We start from the raw sequence: 21309 nt of genomic DNA, 5'->3' as shown, positions 1-21309 counted from the left end.
ATTGCTTCGCAATCTTCATCCGCCGACTAAAAAGGTCCCCCGGACCTTTTTAGCCACCTAGATATGCTTTTCTGACTTCTTCTGATGAAGCGAGTTCTTTTCCTGTTCCTGATAGAACGATTTTTCCTGTTTCCAGTACATAACCTCGGTCAGAGATTGCGAGTGCCTTATTGGCATTTTGCTCAATCAAGAGGACGGTTGTTCCTTGCTTCTGGATATCTTGAATGATATCAAAGATCTCTTGAATAAAGATTGGGGCAAGTCCCATTGATGGTTCATCTAAAAGAAGAAGTTTTGGTGTTGACATAAGAGCACGTCCCATGGCAAGCATTTGTTGTTCCCCCCCTGAAAGAGTGGCTGCATCTTGGTTCTTCCGTTCTTCAAGACGAGGAAAGCGTGAGAAAACCTTCTTCAAGTTAGCTTGATTTTCTTCACGATTTTTCTTTAAGAAAGCTCCCATTTCAAGATTTTCCATAACAGTCAAGCCAGGAAAGACGTGGCGTCCTTCTGGTACTTGTGAAAGACCACCTGCCACGATTTTTTGAGCTGGCATTTTTTGGATTTCTTGACCTAAAAATTCAATCTTTCCAGAACTTGGTCTAACCAAACCAGACAAGGTACGGAGAATGGTTGTCTTACCTGCACCATTGGCACCGATAAGGGAAACAACTTCTCCTTCATTCACTTCAAAGCTTACATCACGGACTGCTTGGATCATGCCGTAATGCACAGAAAGATTATCAACTTTTAACATAGACATTAGGCTTCACCTCCTAGATAAGCTTCGATAACGCGTTTATTGGTCTTAATTTCGTCAGGAGTTCCTTGTGCAATCAAACGGCCATATTCAAGTACGTAGATACGTTCTGTTACTTCCATAACCAAATTCATATCGTGTTCAATCAGCATGATCGTAATCTTAAATTCATCTTTGATACGACGAATTAACTCAGTCAATTCAGCTGTTTCCTGTGGGTTCATACCTGCTGCTGGTTCATCTAAGAAGAGAATTTTAGGTTCCGTAGCAAGGGCACGAACAATTTCTAAACGACGTTGTTGTCCGTAGGCAAGATTTTTAGCAAGAGTTTCTGCATCACCATCTAAATCAAAGATTTTCAGCAATTCCAAGGCTTTAGCCTTTAATTCTTTTTCACTCTTGTAAAAAGCTGGTAAACGTAAGAAACTAGCAAAAACATGTTGTTTGTGATGGTTGCCAAAAGCAATCAAAACATTATCCAAAACTGTTAAATCTTTAAAGAGACGGATATTTTGGAATGTACGTCCAAGTCCCAAAGAAGCAATCTTATAAGGTGACTTTCCATTCAAAAGGTGACCATCTAAGGTTACTGTTCCCTCACTTGGTTCATAAACACCGGTCAAAAGGTTGAAAAGAGTGGTTTTCCCAGCTCCATTTGGACCGATTAGTCCAACCAGTTCCCCTTCGTTCAATTCAAGAGTCACATCTCCAACAGCTGTTAGACCGCCAAAATGTTTGGTTAACTGTTTTACTTCAAGTAATGCCATTAGTTTTGTTCCTCCTTCTTAGATTTTTTAAAGAAACGTGATAGGCTCAATTCCCATGTTCCAAGGAGTCCACCTGGTCTGAAAATCATTACCAATACCAAGGCCAAAGCGTAAATAATCATACGCACACTAGCAACATCTTGGAGAAGCATATTCAAAATTCCCAAAACAATAGCTGAAACGATGGCACCTGTAATGGAACCAAGTCCACCAAATACAACAATAATCAAAACGTTGATTGAGTTGATGAAAGTATAATCTTTCGGTACAACAGACCCGATAAATCCTGCCTGAAGTGACCCTGCAATACTTGCAGTAATAGCACCAAAGACAAAAGCGATAATTTTAATTTTAGTCGTATTAACCCCAACTGACTCAGCAGCAATTTCATCCTCACGAACGGAGAGGGTTGAACGACCAATTGGACTACGCAAGAAGTTTAAGGTTGCAATGGTTGTGATCACGACAAAGAAGTAAACCATTTGCCAAGTTGTAAAGTTAGGAATTCCCAAGATACCTGCTGCACCATTTGTAAGGCTTCCACCATTGATGATAAAGATACGGATAATTTCAGAAACACCAAGAGTCGCTACCGCAAGATAGTCCCCCTTCAAGCGTAAGGTTGGAATTCCGACAAGCAAGGCAACTGCTCCTGAAAGCAAAGCACCTATCAGCATGGCTCCAAAGAAGGCACCGTAGGTTGGTGATTTAGAACCAATAATAGCTGCTGCATAGGCACCAATCGCCATGAAACCAGCATGCCCAAGTGAAAATTGTCCTGAAAAACCAACGATTAAGTTGAGACCAACAGCCAGAATAATATTAATTCCTATTTGTTGTAAAATCTGTACATAGAATAGATTGAGTACTCCGACTGAAACCAGTACACTAATCAAGCCATAGCCAGCTAACAAAAGGAGTAACCATAGAATATTAACTTTTAAATTTTCTTTCATCGTTTACACCTTCTCTTTCACATTTTTACCAAGGATACCAGCTGGGCGGACAATCAAGATCAACAACAAGATTCCATAAACAATGGCATCACGGAAGTCTGACATTCCAAAGGCTGTCGCAAAGGTTTCCAATAGACCAATTACAAATCCACCAAGCGCCGCACCAGGAATGATTCCGATACCACCAAGTACTGCGGCAACGAAAGACTTAAGACCTGGAGTAACTCCCATCAAAGGCTCAAGAGAGTTATAATAGAGGGCAATCAGAACACCAGCCGCACCCGCAAGAGCTGAACCCAAAGCAAAGGTAAAGCTGATAGTACGGTTTACATTGATCCCCATCAATTGCGCCGCATCGCTATCTACGGATACTGCACGCATGGCTTTCCCCATCTTGGTCTTTTGGACAATGACTTGTAACAAAATCATCAAAATCAAGGAAATCGCCAAGATCATTAACTGCACGTTTGTTAAGCTAATTGGTCCCAGATCATAACGAACTGTTTGAATCGCTTGAGGGAAGGCACGAGTATTGGCACCAACCAGATAGACCATGCCATACTCCAATAGGAAGGAAACCCCAATAGCTGTAATCAAAACAGCAATACGAGTAGAGTGACGCAAAGGTCGGTAAGCAAGGAATTCAATCACGACACCAAGAATGGCTGTCGCTAGCATCGCTACAATAAGCGCTACAAAGAAATTCATTTGGAAAGAATTAATCAAGAAATAACCGATAAAGGCTCCCATCATATAAATATCACCGTGGGCGAAGTTGATGAGCTTGATAATTCCGTAAACCATGGTATATCCTAGGGCTAACAGCGCGTATACACTACCTAGAATCAAACCATTTACTAGTTGTTGGAGCATAAGATTCACTCTTTCTATTTATAATTTCGAGGGTTTCCCCTCACTTTTTGATAGGTTCTTAAACATCGAAACAGGGAGTGAGTCCGAGTCTCATTCCCTATTTCAACATTTTTCTATTATGGTTTTACAACTTCTGCTGCTTCAACCTTACCATTGTTCATGGTCATCATGTAAGCAGTTTTAACTGTATTGTGGTCTGCATCGAAGCTTGTTTGACCAGTTACACCTTCAAAGTCTTTTGTTTTAGCAAGATTATCCTTAATCTCACCTGAATTTTTAGCACCTTTTGCTGCGTTTGCTACAAGGTGAACTGAATCATAAGCCAAGGCTGCAAATGTTGAAGGCTCTTCGTTGTACTTAGCACGGTATGCATCAAGGAAAGCTTTTGCTTTAGCTGAAACTTCTACAGTAGTTGAGAAGCCTGAGATAAAGTAAATGTTTGATGCTTTTTCAGCAGTTGCTTGTTGTACAAACTCTTCACCGTTGAATCCATCACCACCAACGATTGGTTTGTCAATTCCCATACCACGCGCTTGGTTTACAATTTTACCAGCTTCAGTGTAGTAACCAGGAACGATGATAGCATCAAAGTCTTTCCCTTTCATTTTTGTAAGGGCTGCTTGGAAGTCTGTGTCACCTGCTACGAAAGTTTCATCTGCAACGATTTCACCCTTGTAAGCCTCACGGAAGGCTTTGGCAATACCTTTAGCATAGTCACTAGCATTGTCAGTGTAAAGAACAACTTTCTTAGCTTGCAATTTTTCAGAAACATAGTTTGAGATAATTTTTCCTTGGAAGCTATCTTGGAAAGTTCCGATAAAGAGGTAATCTTGACCTTTAGTCAATCCATCTTGCGTCGCACTTGGTGAGATCAACGGAACACCTGCTTTTGTAGCGTTCGCTACCGCAGCTGCAGTTGCACCAGATGTCGCAGGTCCTACGATTGCTGATACTTTAGATTGGGTTACAAGGTTAGTTGTTACTGAAGCCGCCTCAGCTGTTTCAGACTTGTTATCTTTATCAACTACTTCGATTTGTTTTCCATCGATACCACCTGCGGCATTGATTTCATCAACGGCAAGTTGGGCACCTTTTTGTTCAGATGTTCCGTAGGCTGCTACGGCACCAGTTTCCTCGAAGTTAAATCCGATTTTGATTGTCTTTTCATCTACTGAGTTACCAGCAGCGTTTGACGCTCCAGACTTCACTTCTCCACAGGCTGCAAGAAGTGCTACACTTGCAAGCGCCACAAACGATAGGGCAAATTTTTTCTTCATCTTTTTTGTCTCCTTATTTCTTAAATAAATAGCATGTTAAGAATATACCGAATTATCAGAAAATTGTCAATACTTTTCTTAAACTTTTTCAATGATAACGTTTTCCTCTCGATAAAGATTGCCCACAAAGGGTGTTTCCAGCTCTTGGATATGACAAACTCTGACTTTTTTTATAAATTTTTCCTTGCTCAAGCGCCCGACCAATTGCTCCACTTCTTGAGTTGGAACATAAAGCTGTAAGTAACGATGTTTCTTGGAATGATAGGTAATATCTCCATAATCCTGCAGTTTTTTGGCATCACGATTATAGTAAAGATAGATAATCAAGCCAGATCGATTGACTTTTTCAAACATGGTAAATCCTCTTTCTAAGAAATCTCTCCCTATTATACCAAAAAAAGCAAACCCAGTCGAGTTTGCCTTCTATCATCATTAATTCAATGAATTGTTGGCCATTATTTCATCAATAAAGCCATATTCAAGTGTTTCTTGGGCGCTCATCCAATTATCGCGTTCTGCATCTGCATGGACTTTTTCGATTGACTGACCTGAATTTTCAGCCAAGATTTTTTCCAAGATGTTACGAGTTTTGAGCAAGTGTTCTGCAGCAATCGCCATATCGGTTTGTTGAGTACCACCACCTGTACCACCCATTGGTTGGTGGATCATATACTCTGCATTTGGAAGCATGAAACGTTTGCCTTTTGCTCCACTTGACGCGATGACCGTCCCCATAGATGCAGCCATCCCCATAACGATAGTTTGGACATCTGCCTTGATAAAGTTCATAGTATCAACGATTGCCAAACCAGCTGAAACAGAACCACCAGGTGTATTGACATAAAGGTAAATATCTTTTGTACTATCTTGGGCATCCAAGAAAAGCAATTGGGCAATAACAGAGTTAGCCATATTGTCTTCAACTGGACCTGTCAGCATAATGATGCGGTCTTTAAGAAGACGTGAGTAAATATCGTAGGAACGTTCTCCACGGCTTGTTTGTTCAATAACTACAGGAATCATTCAATTCTCCTTTTGAGTTTTAATTTTGTTGGTCAAATGACTGAAGATAAGACTATTATAATATCTTGGTCAAAAAAGGTCAAATTTTTGCTCTGTTTTCATCAGACAGAAACAAAAATTCAACCTCCTTTCACGACTGGAAATTCTTTTCCAATTCATTCTTCTTTTCGATTTTATTTCGTACCGAACAAGCGGTCTCCAGCATCTCCAAGACCTGGAACGATATAACCGTGTTCGTTCAAGCGTTCATCCAAGGCTGCTGTAAAGATTTCTACATCTGGATGAGCTTCTTGAAGGGCTTTTACACCTTCTGGAGCAGATACAAGGCAGACAAATTTGATATTTGATGCGCCACGTTTTTTAAGGGAGTCAACAGCTAAGATTGCTGAGCCACCTGTTGCCAACATTGGATCTACTACAAAAATTTGACGTTGGTCAATATCTTCAGGCAATTTCACCAAATACTCAACTGGTTGAAGCGTTTCTTCATCACGGTACATACCAATGTGACCAACTTTAGCAGCTGGAACCAAGCTCAAGAGACCATCAACCATCCCGATACCTGCACGCAAGATTGGAACGATGGCCAATTTCTTACCTGCCAATTGTTTTTGAACTGTTTTTGTGATTGGTGTTTCGATTTCCACATCTTCTAGTGGAAGATCACGAAGTACTTCATATCCCATCAACATTGCAATCTCATCTACTAGCTCACGGAAAGCTTTTGTAGAAGTATCTGTACGACGCAAGATTGACAATTTGTGTTGAATCAGTGGATGATTAATAACTTCAATTTTTCCCATTTTTGGAGTTCCTTCTTTCAATTTATTCTTCTTATTATACCAAAAAACGGTTTAAAAATCTTTCTAAACCATTTATTTTTGATAATTTTTACATTAAATCTGCCTCTTTTAGAGCTGCTTGTACGGTCTCAAGTGGTAAATGAGTTAATTCTGTTCCTTTTTCTTGATAAAGGTATTGGGCGTAGTCGTCCATTCGGTACTGGTTGATATAAACCACGCGCTTACAACCAACCTGCAATAATTGTTTGGTACAGTTCAGACAAGGAAAATGCGTTACATAGGCTGTAAATCCTTTTGGAACACCACGCTCTGCACCTTGAAGGATAGCATTGACCTCAGCGTGAAGGGTGCGAACACAGTGGCCTTCGATGACCAGACATTCGTGATCAATACAATGCTCGGTTCCTGACACCGAACCATTGTAACCAGTGGAAATAACCTTATTATCCTTTACCAGAATTGCGCCCACTTTGGCACGTTTACAAGTGGAACGATTGGCAATTAGTAAGGCTTGGGCTGCAAAATACTCATCCCAGGCCAGTCTTTTTTCAGTCATATCTCTTCTCCTTTTTCTCTATTTTTTAAAAAATGGTAACCGTAAATCCGCTATCTTTTCAGCAGGTACCTTCATGCCATCCTTGATCCATTTTAAAAGGACTGAGACGATGGCTGAACTCCAGAAGGAATGAAGATAAGAGCTGACACCTTTTGATTTCCCATGGTATTTTTCTAGAAATTCCTGCATGGCTTGGATAAAGATTTTTTCCAGATGGTAATCCAAGGCCAGTTGAATCACTCTGGCTTCCTTTCTTGCTTCTCGAAAAAGGTGAACCCAGACCAGATAAAGGTCTGTCTTTAAATCATAATGATGCAACTGTTCCATAATATTGTGGACAGTTCGTTTAAAGACGCTTTCTAAAATCTCCTCTTTAGAATCATAATTGCGATAAAAAGCCGCACGCGAAACGCCTGCACGTTTGACCAATTCAGAAATACTAATCTTGGTCAAGTCCTTTTTTTCCAAGAGCTGCAAGAGGGCTGTTTCGATGGCTTCTCTAGTTAATAAATTGGATTCTTGGTTTGATTTTCTGAGATTTTCAAGAGATTTTTCAGAGATTCTACGTTCAGACATAACATTTTCTTTCTACTTGTCACAACAGACAGATGAGGCTTTTGTTTCAAGGGTTTTCATGATATAATTGTAAAAAAAGACAGAACCTTTGTCAATGTATAACTGACAAAGATGGAGAATTTCTATGACTTGGAAGATTATTGCTGACTCTGGTTGTGATTATCGTCAACTGGCAAAACCAGCTATTGACACGACCTTTGTAAGTGTCCCCTTAACCATTCAAGTAGCTGATCAGATTTTTGTTGATGATGCCAGTCTTGATATTGACCAAATGATGGAAACCATGTATGCAACTGCAGAAGCTTCAAAATCAGCTTGTCCAAGCCCAGATGATTATTTGCGAGCATTTGAAGGTGCCAAAAACATTTTCCTAGTAACCATCACCGGTACTCTTTCTGGCAGTCACAATAGTGCTCAACTGGCCAAGAATATTTATCTGGAAGACCATCCTGACACTAAGATTCATGTAATTGATAGTTTGTCTGCTGGTGGGGAAGTTGACTTGCTCGTAGAAAAATTGAATGACTTGATTGACCAGGGCTTATCTTTTGAAGAAGTGGTTGAAGCTATCAATGCCTATCAAGAAAAAACCAAGTTGCTCTTTGTTCTAGCAAAGGTCGATAACTTGGTGAAGAACGGCCGTTTGAGCAAGCTTATCGGTACGGTCGTTGGCCTTCTAAATATCCGTATGGTCGGAGAAGCTAATGAAACTGGAACCCTTGAATTGCTACAAAAAGCAAGAGGAGCAAAGAAATCGATTCAGGCAGCCTATGAAGAGTTAGTGAAAGCAGGATATGCTGGTGGTCGTATTGTCATGGCTCAACGCAATAACGAGAAATGTTGCCAACAGCTCTCAGACCGAATCCGTGAAAATTTCCCACAGGCGGATATTAAAATTCTCCCAACATCTGGTCTCTGCAGTTTTTATGCAGAAGATGGTGGTTTGCTGATGGGGTATGAAATTGATTAATTGCATTCTTGACAAGAGGTGGCCGTCATCTCTTGTTTTTTTGTGGTACAATAGAGCTATGAAACATTTTGATACTATTGTCATCGGTGGAGGTCCTGCTGGCATGATGGCTACGATTTCCAGTAGCTTTTACGGGCAGAAAACACTTCTCATCGAAAAAAATCGGAAACTTGGAAAAAAATTAGCTGGAACTGGCGGTGGTCGTTGCAATGTCACCAATAACGGAACTCTAGACGATCTACTCGCTGGCATCCCTGGAAATGGGCGCTTTCTCTACAGTGTCTTCTCCCAGTTTGATAACCATGATATCATTAACTTTTTTACAGAAAATGGTGTTAAACTTAAGGTCGAAGACCACGGCCGCGTCTTTCCTGCTAGTGACAAATCGCGAACCATAATCGAGGCTTTGGAAAAGAAAATCACTGAGCTAGGTGGTCAAGTTGCTACTCAAACAGAAATTGTTTCGGTTAAAAAAATCGGTGAACAGTTTGTCCTTAAGTCCGCAGACCAAAGCTTCACTTGTGAGAAACTCATTGTCACAACTGGTGGTAAATCTTATCCTTCTACTGGTTCGACTGGTTTTGGTCATGAGATTGCCCGTCATTTTAAACACACCATTACTGAGCTTGAGGCAGCTGAAAGTCCTTTGTTGACAGATTTTCCACACAAGGCCTTGCAGGGGATTTCGCTGGACGATGTGACCCTAAGCTATGGTAAGCATGTCATCACTCACGATTTGCTCTTTACCCACTTTGGTTTGTCAGGCCCTGCTGCCCTACGTATGTCTAGCTTTGTCAAAGGTGGTGAGCTTCTCTCTCTCGATGTCTTACCTCATCTTTCTGAGGAGGACTTGGTTGTATTTTTAGAAGAAAATCGGGGAAAATCCTTGAAAAACGCTTTAAAATCTTTATTACCTGAGCGTTTGGCAGAATTTTTTGTGCAAGGCTATCCTGACAAAGTCAAACAACTGACTGAAAAGGAACGAGAACAACTTCTCCAGTCCATCAAGGGACTAAAAATCCCTGTGACTGGTAAAATGTCCTTAGCTAAATCCTTTGTTACCAAGGGTGGTGTCAGTCTTAAGGAAATCAATCCTAAAACTCTAGAAAGTAAGCTGGTCCCTGGCCTCCACTTTGCTGGTGAGGTACTGGATATCAACGCCCACACAGGTGGCTTTAACATCACTTCTGCCCTCTGTACTGGCTGGGTGGCGGGATCAAACCCAATCTAAATCTAAATTATTCAATGGCTAAATCAGCCCCAAAAGAAAGGAACTACTTTGGAACATATTATCTTGTTAAGGGGAGTTACTCCTAATGGAAAAAATGCTATCCCTAAAATGTCTTATCTAGTAGATATCTTGACAGAAGCTGGTTTTCAACAAGTTCGAACCTATATTCAAAGTGGGAATATCATTCTTGAAAGTGACTTAGATTTAGAAAAAATACGAGAACGTGTCCATACTCTAATAAATGAAAATATTGGTGCTGACTTAAAAATGGTAATCAAGAACAAAAGTGATTTTAAAAAAATTGTCCAAGAAAACCCGTTTGGAGAACACTATCTTTATGACCGTATACACGTGATTTTTTATCAAGAATCTATTCAAAGTCTCCCTTTAGAAAAATTGAAAATTGATTATGGTGAAGAAGAAATTTGTATCGGTAACCATTGTCTTTACCTCTATCTCCCTAGAACTGCAAAACAAAAGAAACTCCATACCAACTATCTTGAAAAGCTTTTTAATGTAGATTTGACAATGCGAAAACTAAATGTAGTAGAAAAATTATTAAGCAAGTAGTGCTTGAATTTAGTAAAAATCGGAAGAATACTCCTCCGATTTTATTTTGTCTGAGTTTGGACATAGTGGGCAATCACATCTGATGTGTACTGGGCTGTTCCAATTCCAAATTTGTCAATGTTTTCCTTAAACTCTGGGTTATAGACGTAGCCTTTACCGATATGACCGAATACTTCAATAGAGCAGTCGAATCCATAAGTACGGATGGCTTGCAAGAGTTTAGCAGCTTCTTCTTGGTTTTCTGTTGCTGTTACAGGCAGTCCAGCTTGAAGATTTTGTGACAAGGATCGAAATACTTGATTGAAGGCAGCCGTAGCTTCGTCTTCGTGACCTTTTTGGCGCTCGAGCGCTTGGTCCATCACTTCTTGTCCATATTTCTCTACCGCCTCTTGGTGGTATTTTTGATGGTCTTGGTAGTTAAATCCAGCAAATTTCTCTTGAATGCTCATTTCTCTTTCTCCTTTTTGTTCTTGAATGGTTTTTTGCAAGGTTGAAATCAAGGTATCCAGATGTTCCCTTTCTCGAGTCAAATAGTCCAACTGCCTGGTCAAATGAGGCAATAAATCTTCCCTTTCTTCCTTTAATAGCTCTGCTATTTTTTCTAAAGAAAAACCTAGATATTTGTAATAAAGAATAACCTGAAGGCGTTCCAAATCCTCCTGACTGTAGGTTCGATAGCCGTTTTCCGACTTTAAAGGAACCAAAAGTCCTATCTTATCGTAGTGGTGTAGGGTCTTGACAGAGACGCCCGAAAGCTGCGCAGCTTCTTTTATATGGTACATTATTTCCTCCTTATACTCAATGAAAATCAAAGAGCAAACTAGGAAGCTAGCCGCAGGCTGTACTTGAGTACGGTAAGGCGACGCTGACGTGGTTTGAATTTGATTTTCGAAGAGTATTACATTGATAGTATAACCCCTCCCCTCAGGTCAGAGTCAAGCGTTTTTGCGAAATTTTTTACTTTATCATAACATGAAAATGGTTTTCTTGACAGACCTTAGAAAACATGATAGGATAGTCAAGTCTATCAATCAAAAGAAACGCTCATTTTGAGTACTTATGAGGCTATTTGCCAAGGGCAGTAGCTTTTTCTTTTGTAATACTAATTTTAGGAGTTTAACTATGTCTGAAAAATCTCAATGGGGTTCTAAACTGGGCTTTATCCTAGCATCTGCTGGTTCAGCCATCGGACTTGGTGCCGTTTGGAAATTCCCCTACATGACTGCTGCTAACGGTGGAGGAGGCTTTTTACTGGTCTTTCTCGTTTCCACTATTTTAATCGGTTTCCCTCTCTTGCTTGCTGAATTCGCCCTCGGCCGAAGTGCTGGTGTCTCAGCAATCAAAACCTTTGGAAAACTAGGCAAGAATAGTAAGTACAACTTTATCGGTTGGATTGGTGCCTTTGCCCTTTTTATCCTTTTATCGTTTTACAGTGTTATTGGCGGCTGGATTTTAGTCTATCTAGGCATTGAGTTTGGAAAATTGTTCCAAATTGGTGGAACGGGGGATTATGCTCAGTTATTTACTTCAATCATTTCAAATCCAGCCATTGCCCTAGGAGCTCAAGCAGCCTTTATCCTATTGAATATCTTCATTGTATCACGTGGGGTTCAAAAAGGGATTGAAAGAGCTTCGAAAGTCATGATGCCCCTGCTCTTTATCATCTTTGTCGTCATCATCGGTCGTTCTCTCAGTTTGCCAAATGCCATGGAAGGGGTTCTTTACTTCCTAAAACCAGACTTCTCTAAGCTGACAAGTGCTGGTCTCCTCTATGCTCTGGGACAATCTTTCTTTGCCCTCTCACTAGGGGTTACAGCCATGCTGACCTATGCTTCTTACTTGGATAAGAAAACCAATCTGGTCCAGTCAGGAATTTCTATTGTAGCCATGAACATCTCGGTATCCATCATGGCGGGTCTAGCCATTTTCCCAGCCATGTCAGCCTTCAATATCCAATCTGAAGGAGGACCGAGCCTGCTCTTTATCGTCTTGCCTCAACTCTTTGACAAGATGCCTTTTGGAACCATTTTCTACATCCTCTTCCTCTTGCTCTTCCTCTTTGCGACAGTCACTTCTTCCGTCGTTATGCTGGAAATCAATGTAGGCAATATCACCAATCAGGACAACAGCAAGCGTGCCATGTGGAGTGCCATTTTAGGAATTTTGACCTTTGTCTTTGGAATTCCTTCAGCCCTATCTTACGGTGTCATGGCGGATGTTCACATCTTTGGGAAGACCTTCTTTGACGCTATGGACTTCTTGGTTTCCAATCTCCTCATGCCATTTGGAGCTCTCTGCCTTTCACTTTTTACAGGCTATATCTTTAAAAAAGCTCTTGCCATGGAGGAACTCCATCTCGATGAAAGAGCATGGAAACAGGGACTGTTCCAAGTCTGGCTCTTCCTTCTTCGTTTCATCATTCCAATCATCATCATCGTGGTCTTTATCGCCCAATTTATGTAATTAAAAAGGACTTGAGTAATGAACTCAGGCCCTTTCTTTTTTATGGATGGCTAACAATCAATTCCAAATCTTGTCCTTCTAGGGTCCAAGCTTCAACATCACTTGGTAGGATAAAGTGGCTACCTTTTTGGATTGGATAGTTTTTTCCGTCAACAGTCAGTTGACCTTGACCAGCTAAGACACTGAACAAGCTGTAGTCAGCTGTCTTTTCGAAGTCAACTTTTCCAGTAATTTCCCACTTGTAAACTGCAAAGAAATCATTGGATACAAGGAGAGTGGAACGCAAATCATCTGCTTTAACAGTTACAGGGCGGCTATTTGCAGGCTCACCAATGTTTAATACATCAATAGATTTTTCAAGGTGAAGTTCACGCAAGTTACCATTATCATCCTTACGGTCAAAGTCATAGACGCGATAGGTGGTATCGCTAGATTGTTGGGTTTCAAGAATCAAGATGCCCGCACCGATAGCATGCATGGTGCCACTTGGCACATAGAAGAAATCTCCAGCTTTAACTGGTACTTTTGTCAACAAGGCATCCCAGTTTTTATCTTCAATTTGCTGACGGAGTTCTTCTTTTGACTTGGCATTGTGACCGTAAATAATCTCTGAACCTTCATCCGCAGCGATGATGTACCAGCATTCTGTTTTTCCGAGTTCGCCTTCATGCTCCAGTCCATAAGCATCGTCTGGGTGAACTTGAACGCTGAGCCAGTCGTTAGCATCCAGAATCTTAGTCAAAAGCGGAAATACAGGCTCTGGACGGTTGCCAAACAATTCACGATGTTCCGCATACAAAGTAGCAAGGTCTGTTCCCTCAAAACGACCATTGGCCACCTTTGAAACGCCATTTGGATGGGCTGAGATGGCCCAATATTCTCCGATTTTTTCACTTGGGATGTCGTAGCCAAACTCATCACGTAGCTTGGTTCCACCCCAAATTTTTTCTTGCATAACTGATTGTAAAAATAATGGTTCTGACATCATATTCTCCTGTCTGATTTTTCTCCCCTCATTATAGCAAAAAAAGAGTTCCAGTTGAACTCTTTTTCACATCTTATAAAGTAGGGAGAAGATTTTATAAAAATAGTAACGATATACTTTTTTCTTTGATAGAGACGAACATAAAAGACTCTCGTAAAGCCAGCTGTCACTGGACTTTTTCCCTCAACTCTCATTCAAAAATTACTTTAATGAAGCATCTATTTTCATAAACGAACAAAACTGAAACCAGTCTTCTTTTTAAATCAAAGCTGTAATAGCCGTCACAAGGCCAAAAACAATACCTGGAGCATTGGCAGCAGCAAGGGGAATATCTCTTTCTTTCTTGAAAAGACCGTAGTAAACCCAGAGACTACAGTTGATGGCAGCAACCAAGGGCTGGATGAAATTTCCTTTTTGACCAGCCAGATTGTTCATAATTTGTGGGAAGTAAGACACATACATCATAACAGACATGAAGGTCGCTACCCAACCCAAAACTTTCATTTGTTTTTCGGACATTTTCAAAACCTCTTTTATTCTTTTATGCTTTTTATTTTATAATATGATGCAAAAATAAGCAAGAGTTTGAGAGTTTTGTTATAAAAATGTAAACTATTACAATCTTGTGATTAGAAAGCAGAGTGAAGTTAGGAAAAGTATATATAATCAGAAAAACGCATATTATTATGTATTGAAAAATCTTGATACTGGGTGTTTTTTTGCTGAAATATTTACTTTATTTTCTGATAAAACTGACTTTTAAGCCAGAATCAATATTTTCCTAAATCTACAACTTGTTGATATCTACTTTCATCATCAATATGATGGGCAATTTCTAACATCATTACAGGAAGAGAAAATAGTAGTTCATGTACCATGAAGGCGTTTTCTTTGTCTAGGGCTGCGGTCACTTCATCAGCCAATAACAGATTTTTTTTACGAAGAAGAAAACGTGCCAATTCAATCCTTACTCTTTGTCCCCCAGAAATATTCTCCCCGTTATTTTTGATAATAAAATCCATCCCACCCGTCAATTCAAAATCTAGTTTGACTTGTTTCAAAACAGCAAGCAACTCTTCCTCAGAAAATTCTTGTCCTAATGTTAAATTATAACGCACTGTATCGTTAAAGAGAAATGGGTGTTGGCTAATAATTCCTATACTGGATACAAAACTTGATGTACATTCATTAACAGTTGTCACACCGATAATTTCTCCCTCATCTGCTATTTCTTCTCCAGTAATGAGTCGAAACAAGGTTGACTTACCACAACCACTCGGTCCTTTGATTAAAACTTTCTGACCTACTTGAACATCCAAATTTAGATGAGTAAAAAGTTGTCTGTCACCATAGGATTTACTTAAATTTTTAATGTGCAGAGCATGCAATTCTTGCGCATCTTTTTTATCTATCTGTTTTACATCTCCAATTTCTAATACTCCAAAAATCTTATCTGCTGTCGTTTTTGCCCCTTGTATATCTACAGCATCATACATAATAGTCTGAATAGGGCTCACTAGCTGACCTGCTGCGATATACATAGCAACAAGACTTGCCACTGACACTTTCTGCCCAGCCATAGCAAAGTAAAAACCTAAAACAAGTGGTAAAACTTGGCTTAAAAAGACCATGAAACCGTTGCAAAAGAAAATTATATTATGGGTAAAGCAAAATTTTTGAATGGCTAGTTGATAATGTCTATTAATCTTCCAAAATCTGTTCTGATTTTCAGAAATTGCTTGGTTCATGAGTAGAGTATATGCTCCTCGGATACTATCAGATACTTGATTATGCACTTCTACTCTGCCTTGAGCCATGTCATCACCAGTATGTTTGAGTCTTTTATTCATCAAGAACTGAGGAATAGGACGTAAAATAGTGAAAAAGACAAAAATACTACCTAGTAACAAATTTTGCGAAATAATATAAATCGCTGTTAGTAATGCTACAAAGCTCCAGCAAATGATATTAACGTATTTTTCTAAGTAATTATCCCCAAAATACTCCATATCTTGTGTGAGCATGGTGATTTTTTCATCTTCGTTAAAATCTTTATTTATCATCAGCTTGTCAAATAAATCTGCCCTCATATTCATTTGAATTTCACGTCTAAAAACATTATGTGTATGATTACAAAAGAGCATTAAGCTATACAAGACGAAGTATACTGTAAAGCCAAAAACAGCAAACTGTATGATTTTAGAATAAGTCAGTTCTCCTTGATTTAAGGACAAGGCTTGTGATACGACTAAGGGTTGAGCAAGAGCCAAACCTCCATTTGCCAGTGCACCAATGATTGTATAAAACTTCGTTTTCTTATCCAGATAGTGAAATATTTTATTCATAATGCCCTCCTAGAAAGATAGAGAGACTAGCCACCCTATCCATTTTTATATAAACTTAACAAATATTACAATTATTGCTTACAACTTCAGGTTTTTTTACAACCTTTTTGTTTTTCTTGATAGATATTTTTGCTTACCCTTCTCTAGTCCACATCTAAAATATCTTAATAGCATCCAGAAATAGCATAAAGTGCTAGATTTTTAAGAATTTTCTCTTGCATATTCTTACAAATCAAAGAAGAGCTTAATTCCGTAATATGCTTGGCCATTGGACAAAAGCCTAATTTACAAATCAAAACAAAGAGACATATTTTACAATCTTCTCTAACAGATAGAAATCATCCTTTCATATGCATCTTATTTTTGTACTGTTATATTTTTATTATAAGATTTTAGAAAAACGCTGTCAATTGTTTATGTGCAATTGCTTTATGTTAAAAAGACCGGATTGCTCCGATCTTTCAATATTCATACTCTTAATTTCTGTTTTAAAAATAGCTAAGGTTAACGTCCACTTATTTCATACGATAAAAATCAATCACTAGACCAGCAGGCCCTTTAACTAATAAGGACTCTGTTCCCCAATCGGTTACATCTGGTCCGTGTAAAACCTTTATACCAAGCTCTTTCAACCGTTTGTAGCTCTGGTCTACATCCTCAACCTCGATATGAAGAATGATTCCTGACTGAAAATCTTCCAAAGGAATCAAATGATTTTGGGACAACATCAGACAGTGACTGCCAATCGTAAACTGAGCAAAACTGTCATCAACATAATCGGACTTTTTATCCAAAATACGCTCCAAGTCATCACAGACTTGGGGAACATCTGAAACGATAATATCTAATTGATTTAAATTCATTCACTATCCTCCATAAAAAGACCGGATTGCTCCGATCTTTTTAAGTTCCACGAAGAAATTATTTAATTGCGCGTGATTGCAAACCTTCTTCTTCCAAGAAGAGACGGAATGGTACGAGTTCTTCTGCTTCGTATTTTTCCTTGAAAGCTTTGATTGCTTCTTCTGAGTGAAGTTTTGGATCCAATTCAAGTACTTCTACTGGAAGTGGACGGTGTTCAGTGATGCGAGCATCGATAACAACAGTTTTACCTTCTTTGCTCAATTTAACAGCTTCTGCAACAACTGCATCGATGTCTTCGATACGGTCAACTGTAAATCCAACAGCTCCTTGAGCTTCAGCGATTTTCGCATAGTCAGCATTAGGGAAGTCACAACCAAACAAGTGTTTGTTTGTGTCTTCGTATTTGTCCTTGATGAAGGCATATTTACCATTTGAGAAGACAACGTTGATAACTGGAAGGTCGTATTGAACGTTTGTGATAACGTCTGGGTAGCACATGTTGAATGCACCGTCACCCATGATGTTCCATACTTGGCGATCTGGATTGTCTTTCTTAGCAGCGATACCACCAGGAAGGGCAATACCCATTGTCGCAAAGAGTGGAGATGTACGCCACATGTTCTTAGGTGTCATGTGAAGGTGACGAGTAGATGTTTGAGTAGTGTCACCTACGTCGATTGAATAGATAGCGTCTTGATCAGCATGTTTGTTGATTGCATTGTAAACTTGATACAATTGCAATTCACCCTCAGTTTTACCTTCGAGTTTGTTCATGTAATCACGCCAGTTTTGGTTGTTCTTAACGTTTGCACGCCACCATGGAGTAGATTCAACTGGATTCACTTTGTCAAGGATTGCTTTCGCTGCTTGACCTGCATCACCAAGGATTGAAGCGTCTAGGGCATGACGTTTACCAAGTTTGTAAGGGTCAATATCCACTTGGATGAATTTTTCAGTATTCTTGAATGCTTCGTAAACTTCAGCAAATGGGAAGTTTGAACCAAGGAAAAGAACTGTGTCTGCTTCAAAGACCACTTCGTTGGCTGGTTTCCAACCAACACGGTAAGCAGAACCTGTCAAACCTTCATAGTTCCATTCGAAAGCTTCAAAGTTTTTACCAGTTGTGATGATTGGTGCTTTGATTTTACGTGACAATTCAGTGATCACTTCACCGGCTTTAACACCACCGTAACCAGCATAGATAACTGGACGTTCAGCATTGTTCAAGATTTCAACAGCTTTGTCGATTTCAGCTTCGTTCAAAGCAGGAGCGATGAATGAACGTTCGTATGAACCTGAACCGTAGTATGAGTTTTCGTCGATTTCTTGGAAACCGAAGTTTACTGGAATTTCAACAACAGCTGGACCTTTTTTAGAAACTGCAGCACGGCAAGCTTCGTCGATTACTTTTGGCAATTGCTCAGCGTAAGCTACACGTTTGTTGTAGACAGCGATACCGTTGTACATTGGGTTTTGGTTCAATTCTTGGAAAGCATCCATGTTGAGTTCGTTCACTGGACGTGATCCAAGGATTGCTAGGAATGGAGTGTTATCCATAGCTGCATCGTAAACACCGTTAATCAAGTGAGTCGCACCTGGACCACCTGAACCAACTGCAACCCCGATTGAGCCGCCGAATTTAGCTTGCATAACCGCTGCAAGAGCACCTGTTTCTTCGTGGCGAACTTGCAAGAAGCGGATATCTTTGTCTTCAGCCAAAGCATCCATCAATGAGCTGAGTGTTCCTGATGGGATACCGTAGATTGTGTCTACGCCCCATGTTTTCAATACATTAAGCATTGCTGCAGATGCAGTAATTTTCCCTTGAGTCATAATGATAACTCTCCTTCAAATATTTTTAAATCTACTAAAAAAGGTTTCATATAGTTTTTGAAAACGTTTCAGCAAATTTTTACACTACTAATTTATCACATTTATTTTTACTTTACTAAGAATCTGCTCAGAAGTTTTTATTCTCTATCACAGTACAGTTTGAAAATGTTTTTAGTTTCTGTTTTATAATAAAAAGCGAGCAAGCCCGCTTTTAATCTATTTTACTAAAGTTTAGTAAGAGTGAACTAGTCAGAACAGATACAGAACTAAAGGCCATAGCTAGACCTGCCAGTTCTGGATTGAGGGCCAGTCCAACACCTGAAAAGACTCCTGCTGCAATCGGAATTCCGGCGACATTGTAGATAAAGGCCCAGAAAAGATTGAGCAGAATTCGATTAAAGGTTTTCTTACTCATGTCAAAGGCACGAACCACTCCTAGGAGGTTATTAGTTGTCAACACCAAATCTGCTGACTCGATGGCAATATCTGTTCCAGCTCCCATAGCAATCCCCACATCTGCTACACTGAGGGCAGGAGCGTCATTGATACCGTCACCAACAAAGGCTACTTTTCCAGTCGCTTGTAGTTTATGGATTTCATGGGCTTTTTCTTCTGGTAAGACACCTGCAATGACCTCTTCGATTCCGATCTGATCGGCAATAGCACGCGCCACACCTGCATTGTCTCCTGTCAGCATGACTGTTTTAAGACCTCGTTTTTTCAACTGACTGATGGCAAGCTTGGCATTTCCCTTGGGAATATCTTGCAGAGCAAGCAAGCCTTTGATTTCATTCTCAACAGCCAAGAACACAACTGTCTTAGCTTCTTTTTCCAGTTCTTCTAGTTTTTCTTGATAAGTGCTAGAAATGTTCATGCCATCCAGTATTTTAGCATTTCCAAGCAAAACTTGTTTTCCATTGATTTGCCCTGAGACACCTTTTCCGTGCAAGGCTTGGAAATTTTCAACAGTGTGAAACTCAAGTCCAGCTTCACTCGCTCGTTTCACAACAGCTTCAGCCAGTGGGTGTTGAGAAGCTTCTTCCAAGGAAGCTGCCAATCCAAGCACTTCTACTTCGTCGCCGATGATATCTGTGACCACAGGTTTCCCTTCCGTCAAAGTTCCTGTCTTATCAAAAACAATAGTTTGGACTTTCTGGATTTCCTGTAGAACCGTTCCATTTTTAAGGAGAACTCCCATCTTGGCACTGCGACCTGTCCCCACCATAAGGGCTGTCGGTGTTGCAAGTCCCAATGCACAAGGGCAGGCAATAATCAGAACTGCTACTCCATAGAGAAGCGAAGACACAAAGCTCGCTCCAAGCACAACTACACTATCCCTGAGCAAGACGAACCAAACCCAAAAGGTCACAATCCCTAAAATGACGACTGCTGGGACAAAAATCCCTGAAATCTTATCCGTCAAGTCCTGAATCGGTGCACGGCTTGTCTGGGCTTTCTTCACAAAGTCTACAATCTGTGCCAAAACAGTCTCTGAACCAACTTTTTCTGCCCTAAAAACAAGTGTTCCACTATTATTGATGGTGGAGCCAATGACGGTATCTCCAACTGTTTTGTCTACCGGCAGGCTCTCACCTGTCACCATAGATTCATCAATACTGGACACACCTTCGACTACAACACCATCAACCGCAATCTTTTCACCTGGTCGTACTCGAATCAGGTCGCCTACCTGAACTTGGTCCAAGGAAACTTGAACATAGCTATCATCACGCAAGACTTCTGCTGTTTTAGCCTGCAAGTCCAGTAGTTTCTCCACAGCTTGTGAAGTATTTTTCCGCATTTTCTCCTCAAAAACGGCTCCCATAAGAACGAAGAAGAAGATAAAGGCAGCACTTTCAAAGTAAACGGGGAGGCCAGCGAAGAGGGCAACTAAGCTATAGAAATAGGCCACTAGGGTTCCCAGAGCAACCAAGGTATCCATGTTGGCATTGTGCTTTTTAAAACTAGCCCAAGCACTTTGGATATAAGGACCACCTGCTACTAGCATAATCGGTGTTGTGGCTAAAAAGGTGCCCCAACGCATGACTTGGTGACTAATTCCTCCTGTCGTCATCCCAATCATGAGGATTACAAGAGGCACAGTAAAGATACTAGTAATCCAAAAACGCTGTAAAAGTGATAGAGATTTTCGAGTCTTTTCAACAACTGTATAACTTCCCTTTTGCATCTTCATACCACAAGAAAATTCATGTTGACCTAATTCTTGAGGTGTAAAACGAATGACTTTCTCCTCATCTACGCCGATTGGTTCCAAGATGCCTTCTTCTTCAAATAGAATTTCCTTGTAACAGTTTGAAGGAGTTGCTCGATGAAAGGTAATCTCAGCTGGAATCGCTTTTTGAAGCTGTATATGAGCTGGATGGTAGCCTTTGTCTGCCGTGATACGGATTTTTTGAACACCATTTTCAACACTTGCTTTTACAATTTCAGTCATATCAT

At 40.0% G+C, this 21309-nt stretch carries 21 protein-coding genes; 4 read left to right on the top strand and 17 right to left on the bottom strand.

Annotation, left to right across the window (positions count from 1 at the left end; genetic code table 11):
* Nucleotides 1-49 precede the first annotated feature (49 nt).
* The 10 genes from N8O43_RS03940 to N8O43_RS03895 form a co-directional block, all read right to left on the bottom strand.
* Nucleotides 50-760, bottom strand: coding sequence for an ABC transporter ATP-binding protein (locus N8O43_RS03940; protein WP_000062200.1), 711 nt, complete (start codon nucleotides 758-760; stop codon nucleotides 50-52).
* Complete coding sequence (locus N8O43_RS03935; RefSeq protein ID WP_001185997.1) at nucleotides 760-1524, bottom strand: ABC transporter ATP-binding protein; 765 nt, start codon at nucleotides 1522-1524, stop codon at nucleotides 760-762. The genes N8O43_RS03940 and N8O43_RS03935 overlap by 1 nt, the downstream gene beginning before the upstream one ends.
* Nucleotides 1524-2480: a branched-chain amino acid ABC transporter permease gene (locus N8O43_RS03930; protein ID WP_000662286.1), complete on the bottom strand. Its 957-nt coding sequence runs from the start codon at nucleotides 2478-2480 to the stop codon at nucleotides 1524-1526. The genes N8O43_RS03935 and N8O43_RS03930 overlap by 1 nt, the downstream gene beginning before the upstream one ends.
* Nucleotides 2481-2483: 3 nt before the next feature.
* Nucleotides 2484-3353, bottom strand: a complete 870-nt coding sequence (locus N8O43_RS03925) for a branched-chain amino acid ABC transporter permease (protein WP_000941421.1) — start codon at nucleotides 3351-3353, stop codon at nucleotides 2484-2486.
* A gap of 116 nt (nucleotides 3354-3469) precedes the next feature.
* Nucleotides 3470-4630, bottom strand: a complete 1161-nt coding sequence (locus tag N8O43_RS03920; protein ID WP_000726116.1) for an ABC transporter substrate-binding protein — start codon at nucleotides 4628-4630, stop codon at nucleotides 3470-3472.
* Nucleotides 4631-4708: 78 nt separating this feature from the next.
* Entirely contained in the window at nucleotides 4709-4984 is a 276-nt protein-coding gene (locus N8O43_RS03915; protein WP_070842704.1) for a YlbG family protein, read from the bottom strand.
* A gap of 78 nt (nucleotides 4985-5062) precedes the next feature.
* Entirely contained in the window at nucleotides 5063-5653 is a 591-nt protein-coding gene (gene clpP / locus N8O43_RS03910) for an ATP-dependent Clp protease proteolytic subunit ClpP (RefSeq protein WP_000613471.1), read from the bottom strand.
* 173 nt (nucleotides 5654-5826) lie between these two features.
* The gene (gene upp, locus N8O43_RS03905; protein WP_000515974.1) at nucleotides 5827-6456 is read right to left on the bottom strand and encodes a uracil phosphoribosyltransferase; all 630 of its coding nucleotides are present in this window, start codon (nucleotides 6454-6456) and stop codon (nucleotides 5827-5829) included.
* An 88-nt stretch (nucleotides 6457-6544) separates the two neighbouring features.
* Nucleotides 6545-7012, bottom strand: a complete 468-nt coding sequence (locus N8O43_RS03900; protein ID WP_000136973.1) for a deoxycytidylate deaminase — start codon at nucleotides 7010-7012, stop codon at nucleotides 6545-6547.
* An 18-nt stretch (nucleotides 7013-7030) separates the two neighbouring features.
* The gene (locus N8O43_RS03895; protein WP_023943134.1) at nucleotides 7031-7588 is read right to left on the bottom strand and encodes a TetR/AcrR family transcriptional regulator; all 558 of its coding nucleotides are present in this window, start codon (nucleotides 7586-7588) and stop codon (nucleotides 7031-7033) included.
* Nucleotides 7589-7712: 124 nt separating this feature from the next.
* Here N8O43_RS03895 and N8O43_RS03890 point away from each other — a divergent pair, with 124 nt between their 5' ends.
* Genes N8O43_RS03890 through N8O43_RS03880 form a run of 3 tightly spaced genes read left to right on the top strand, consistent with a single transcriptional unit; the run spans nucleotide 7713 to nucleotide 10359 of the window.
* Nucleotides 7713-8558, top strand: coding sequence for a DegV family protein (locus tag N8O43_RS03890; protein WP_173876366.1), 846 nt, complete (start codon nucleotides 7713-7715; stop codon nucleotides 8556-8558).
* Between the two features lie 58 nt (nucleotides 8559-8616).
* Nucleotides 8617-9789 (top strand): aminoacetone oxidase, encoded by a 1173-nt coding sequence (gene aao / locus N8O43_RS03885; protein ID WP_084923412.1) that lies wholly within the window; start codon nucleotides 8617-8619, stop codon nucleotides 9787-9789.
* Nucleotides 9790-9837: 48 nt separating this feature from the next.
* A complete protein-coding gene (locus N8O43_RS03880) occupies nucleotides 9838-10359 on the top strand; it encodes a DUF1697 domain-containing protein (RefSeq protein ID WP_000400051.1) in 522 nt (173 codons plus the stop codon).
* 41 nt (nucleotides 10360-10400) lie between these two features.
* Here N8O43_RS03880 and N8O43_RS03875 read toward each other — a convergent pair whose 3' ends face one another.
* Complete coding sequence (locus tag N8O43_RS03875) at nucleotides 10401-11141, bottom strand: MerR family transcriptional regulator (RefSeq protein WP_045611950.1); 741 nt, start codon at nucleotides 11139-11141, stop codon at nucleotides 10401-10403.
* 340 nt (nucleotides 11142-11481) lie between these two features.
* On the opposite strand from N8O43_RS03875, the gene N8O43_RS03870 reads away from it, so the two are divergent.
* Entirely contained in the window at nucleotides 11482-12822 is a 1341-nt protein-coding gene (locus N8O43_RS03870) for a sodium-dependent transporter (protein ID WP_045611951.1), read from the top strand.
* 40 nt (nucleotides 12823-12862) lie between these two features.
* Here the strand turns inward: N8O43_RS03870 and manA are convergent, their stop codons facing one another.
* From manA to N8O43_RS03840, 6 genes are all read right to left on the bottom strand, one after another.
* Nucleotides 12863-13807: a mannose-6-phosphate isomerase, class I gene (manA, locus tag N8O43_RS03865; protein ID WP_045611953.1), complete on the bottom strand. Its 945-nt coding sequence runs from the start codon at nucleotides 13805-13807 to the stop codon at nucleotides 12863-12865.
* Between the two features lie 258 nt (nucleotides 13808-14065).
* Nucleotides 14066-14326, bottom strand: a complete 261-nt coding sequence (locus tag N8O43_RS03860; RefSeq protein ID WP_001291476.1) for a SemiSWEET family transporter — start codon at nucleotides 14324-14326, stop codon at nucleotides 14066-14068.
* Between the two features lie 251 nt (nucleotides 14327-14577).
* On the bottom strand, nucleotides 14578-16152 hold the full coding sequence (locus N8O43_RS03855; RefSeq protein ID WP_045611954.1) for an ATP-binding cassette domain-containing protein: 1575 nt from the start codon (nucleotides 16150-16152) through the stop codon (nucleotides 14578-14580).
* Nucleotides 16153-16667: 515 nt separating this feature from the next.
* Nucleotides 16668-17015 (bottom strand): VOC family protein, encoded by a 348-nt coding sequence (locus N8O43_RS03850; protein ID WP_045611956.1) that lies wholly within the window; start codon nucleotides 17013-17015, stop codon nucleotides 16668-16670.
* A gap of 58 nt (nucleotides 17016-17073) precedes the next feature.
* Nucleotides 17074-18849, bottom strand: coding sequence for a pyruvate oxidase (gene spxB, locus N8O43_RS03845; RefSeq protein WP_261089502.1), 1776 nt, complete (start codon nucleotides 18847-18849; stop codon nucleotides 17074-17076).
* Between the two features lie 211 nt (nucleotides 18850-19060).
* Complete coding sequence (locus N8O43_RS03840; protein ID WP_261089500.1) at nucleotides 19061-21304, bottom strand: heavy metal translocating P-type ATPase; 2244 nt, start codon at nucleotides 21302-21304, stop codon at nucleotides 19061-19063.
* Between the last annotated feature and the right edge of the window lie 5 nt (nucleotides 21305-21309).

The organism is Streptococcus mitis (assembly GCF_946190335.1).
Lineage (GTDB): Bacteria > Bacillota > Bacilli > Lactobacillales > Streptococcaceae > Streptococcus > Streptococcus mitis_CH.
Note: the sequence above shows the minus strand (reverse complement) of the source record. Positions and strands in the feature narration are given on the sequence as shown.

Excerpts from the sequence above, each read along its gene's own strand:
- N8O43_RS03935 (WP_001185997.1), bottom strand. The coding sequence starts at position 1,524 with ATGGCATTACTTGAAGTAAAACAGTTAACCAAACATTTTGGCGGTCTA.
- N8O43_RS03870 (WP_045611951.1), top strand. The coding sequence starts at position 11,482 with ATGTCTGAAAAATCTCAATGGGGTTCTAAACTGGGCTTTATCCTAGCA.
- N8O43_RS03875 (WP_045611950.1), bottom strand. The coding sequence starts at position 11,141 with ATGTACCATATAAAAGAAGCTGCGCAGCTTTCGGGCGTCTCTGTCAAG.
- N8O43_RS03860 (WP_001291476.1), bottom strand. The coding sequence starts at position 14,326 with ATGTCCGAAAAACAAATGAAAGTTTTGGGTTGGGTAGCGACCTTCATG.
- N8O43_RS03930 (WP_000662286.1), bottom strand. The coding sequence starts at position 2,480 with ATGAAAGAAAATTTAAAAGTTAATATTCTATGGTTACTCCTTTTGTTA.
- N8O43_RS03890 (WP_173876366.1), top strand. The coding sequence starts at position 7,713 with ATGACTTGGAAGATTATTGCTGACTCTGGTTGTGATTATCGTCAACTG.
- N8O43_RS03855 (WP_045611954.1), bottom strand. The coding sequence starts at position 16,152 with ATGAATAAAATATTTCACTATCTGGATAAGAAAACGAAGTTTTATACA.
- aao (WP_084923412.1), top strand. The coding sequence starts at position 8,617 with ATGAAACATTTTGATACTATTGTCATCGGTGGAGGTCCTGCTGGCATG.
- N8O43_RS03850 (WP_045611956.1), bottom strand. The coding sequence starts at position 17,015 with ATGAATTTAAATCAATTAGATATTATCGTTTCAGATGTTCCCCAAGTC.
- clpP (WP_000613471.1), bottom strand. The coding sequence starts at position 5,653 with ATGATTCCTGTAGTTATTGAACAAACAAGCCGTGGAGAACGTTCCTAC.
- manA (WP_045611953.1), bottom strand. The coding sequence starts at position 13,807 with ATGTCAGAACCATTATTTTTACAATCAGTTATGCAAGAAAAAATTTGG.
- N8O43_RS03900 (WP_000136973.1), bottom strand. The coding sequence starts at position 7,012 with ATGACTGAAAAAAGACTGGCCTGGGATGAGTATTTTGCAGCCCAAGCC.
- N8O43_RS03840 (WP_261089500.1), bottom strand. The coding sequence starts at position 21,304 with ATGACTGAAATTGTAAAAGCAAGTGTTGAAAATGGTGTTCAAAAAATC.
- upp (WP_000515974.1), bottom strand. The coding sequence starts at position 6,456 with ATGGGAAAAATTGAAGTTATTAATCATCCACTGATTCAACACAAATTG.
- N8O43_RS03915 (WP_070842704.1), bottom strand. The coding sequence starts at position 4,984 with ATGTTTGAAAAAGTCAATCGATCTGGCTTGATTATCTATCTTTACTAT.
- N8O43_RS03940 (WP_000062200.1), bottom strand. The coding sequence starts at position 760 with ATGTCTATGTTAAAAGTTGATAATCTTTCTGTGCATTACGGCATGATC.
- N8O43_RS03895 (WP_023943134.1), bottom strand. The coding sequence starts at position 7,588 with ATGTCTGAACGTAGAATCTCTGAAAAATCTCTTGAAAATCTCAGAAAA.
- spxB (WP_261089502.1), bottom strand. The coding sequence starts at position 18,849 with ATGACTCAAGGGAAAATTACTGCATCTGCAGCAATGCTTAATGTATTG.
- N8O43_RS03920 (WP_000726116.1), bottom strand. The coding sequence starts at position 4,630 with ATGAAGAAAAAATTTGCCCTATCGTTTGTGGCGCTTGCAAGTGTAGCA.
- N8O43_RS03925 (WP_000941421.1), bottom strand. The coding sequence starts at position 3,353 with ATGCTCCAACAACTAGTAAATGGTTTGATTCTAGGTAGTGTATACGCG.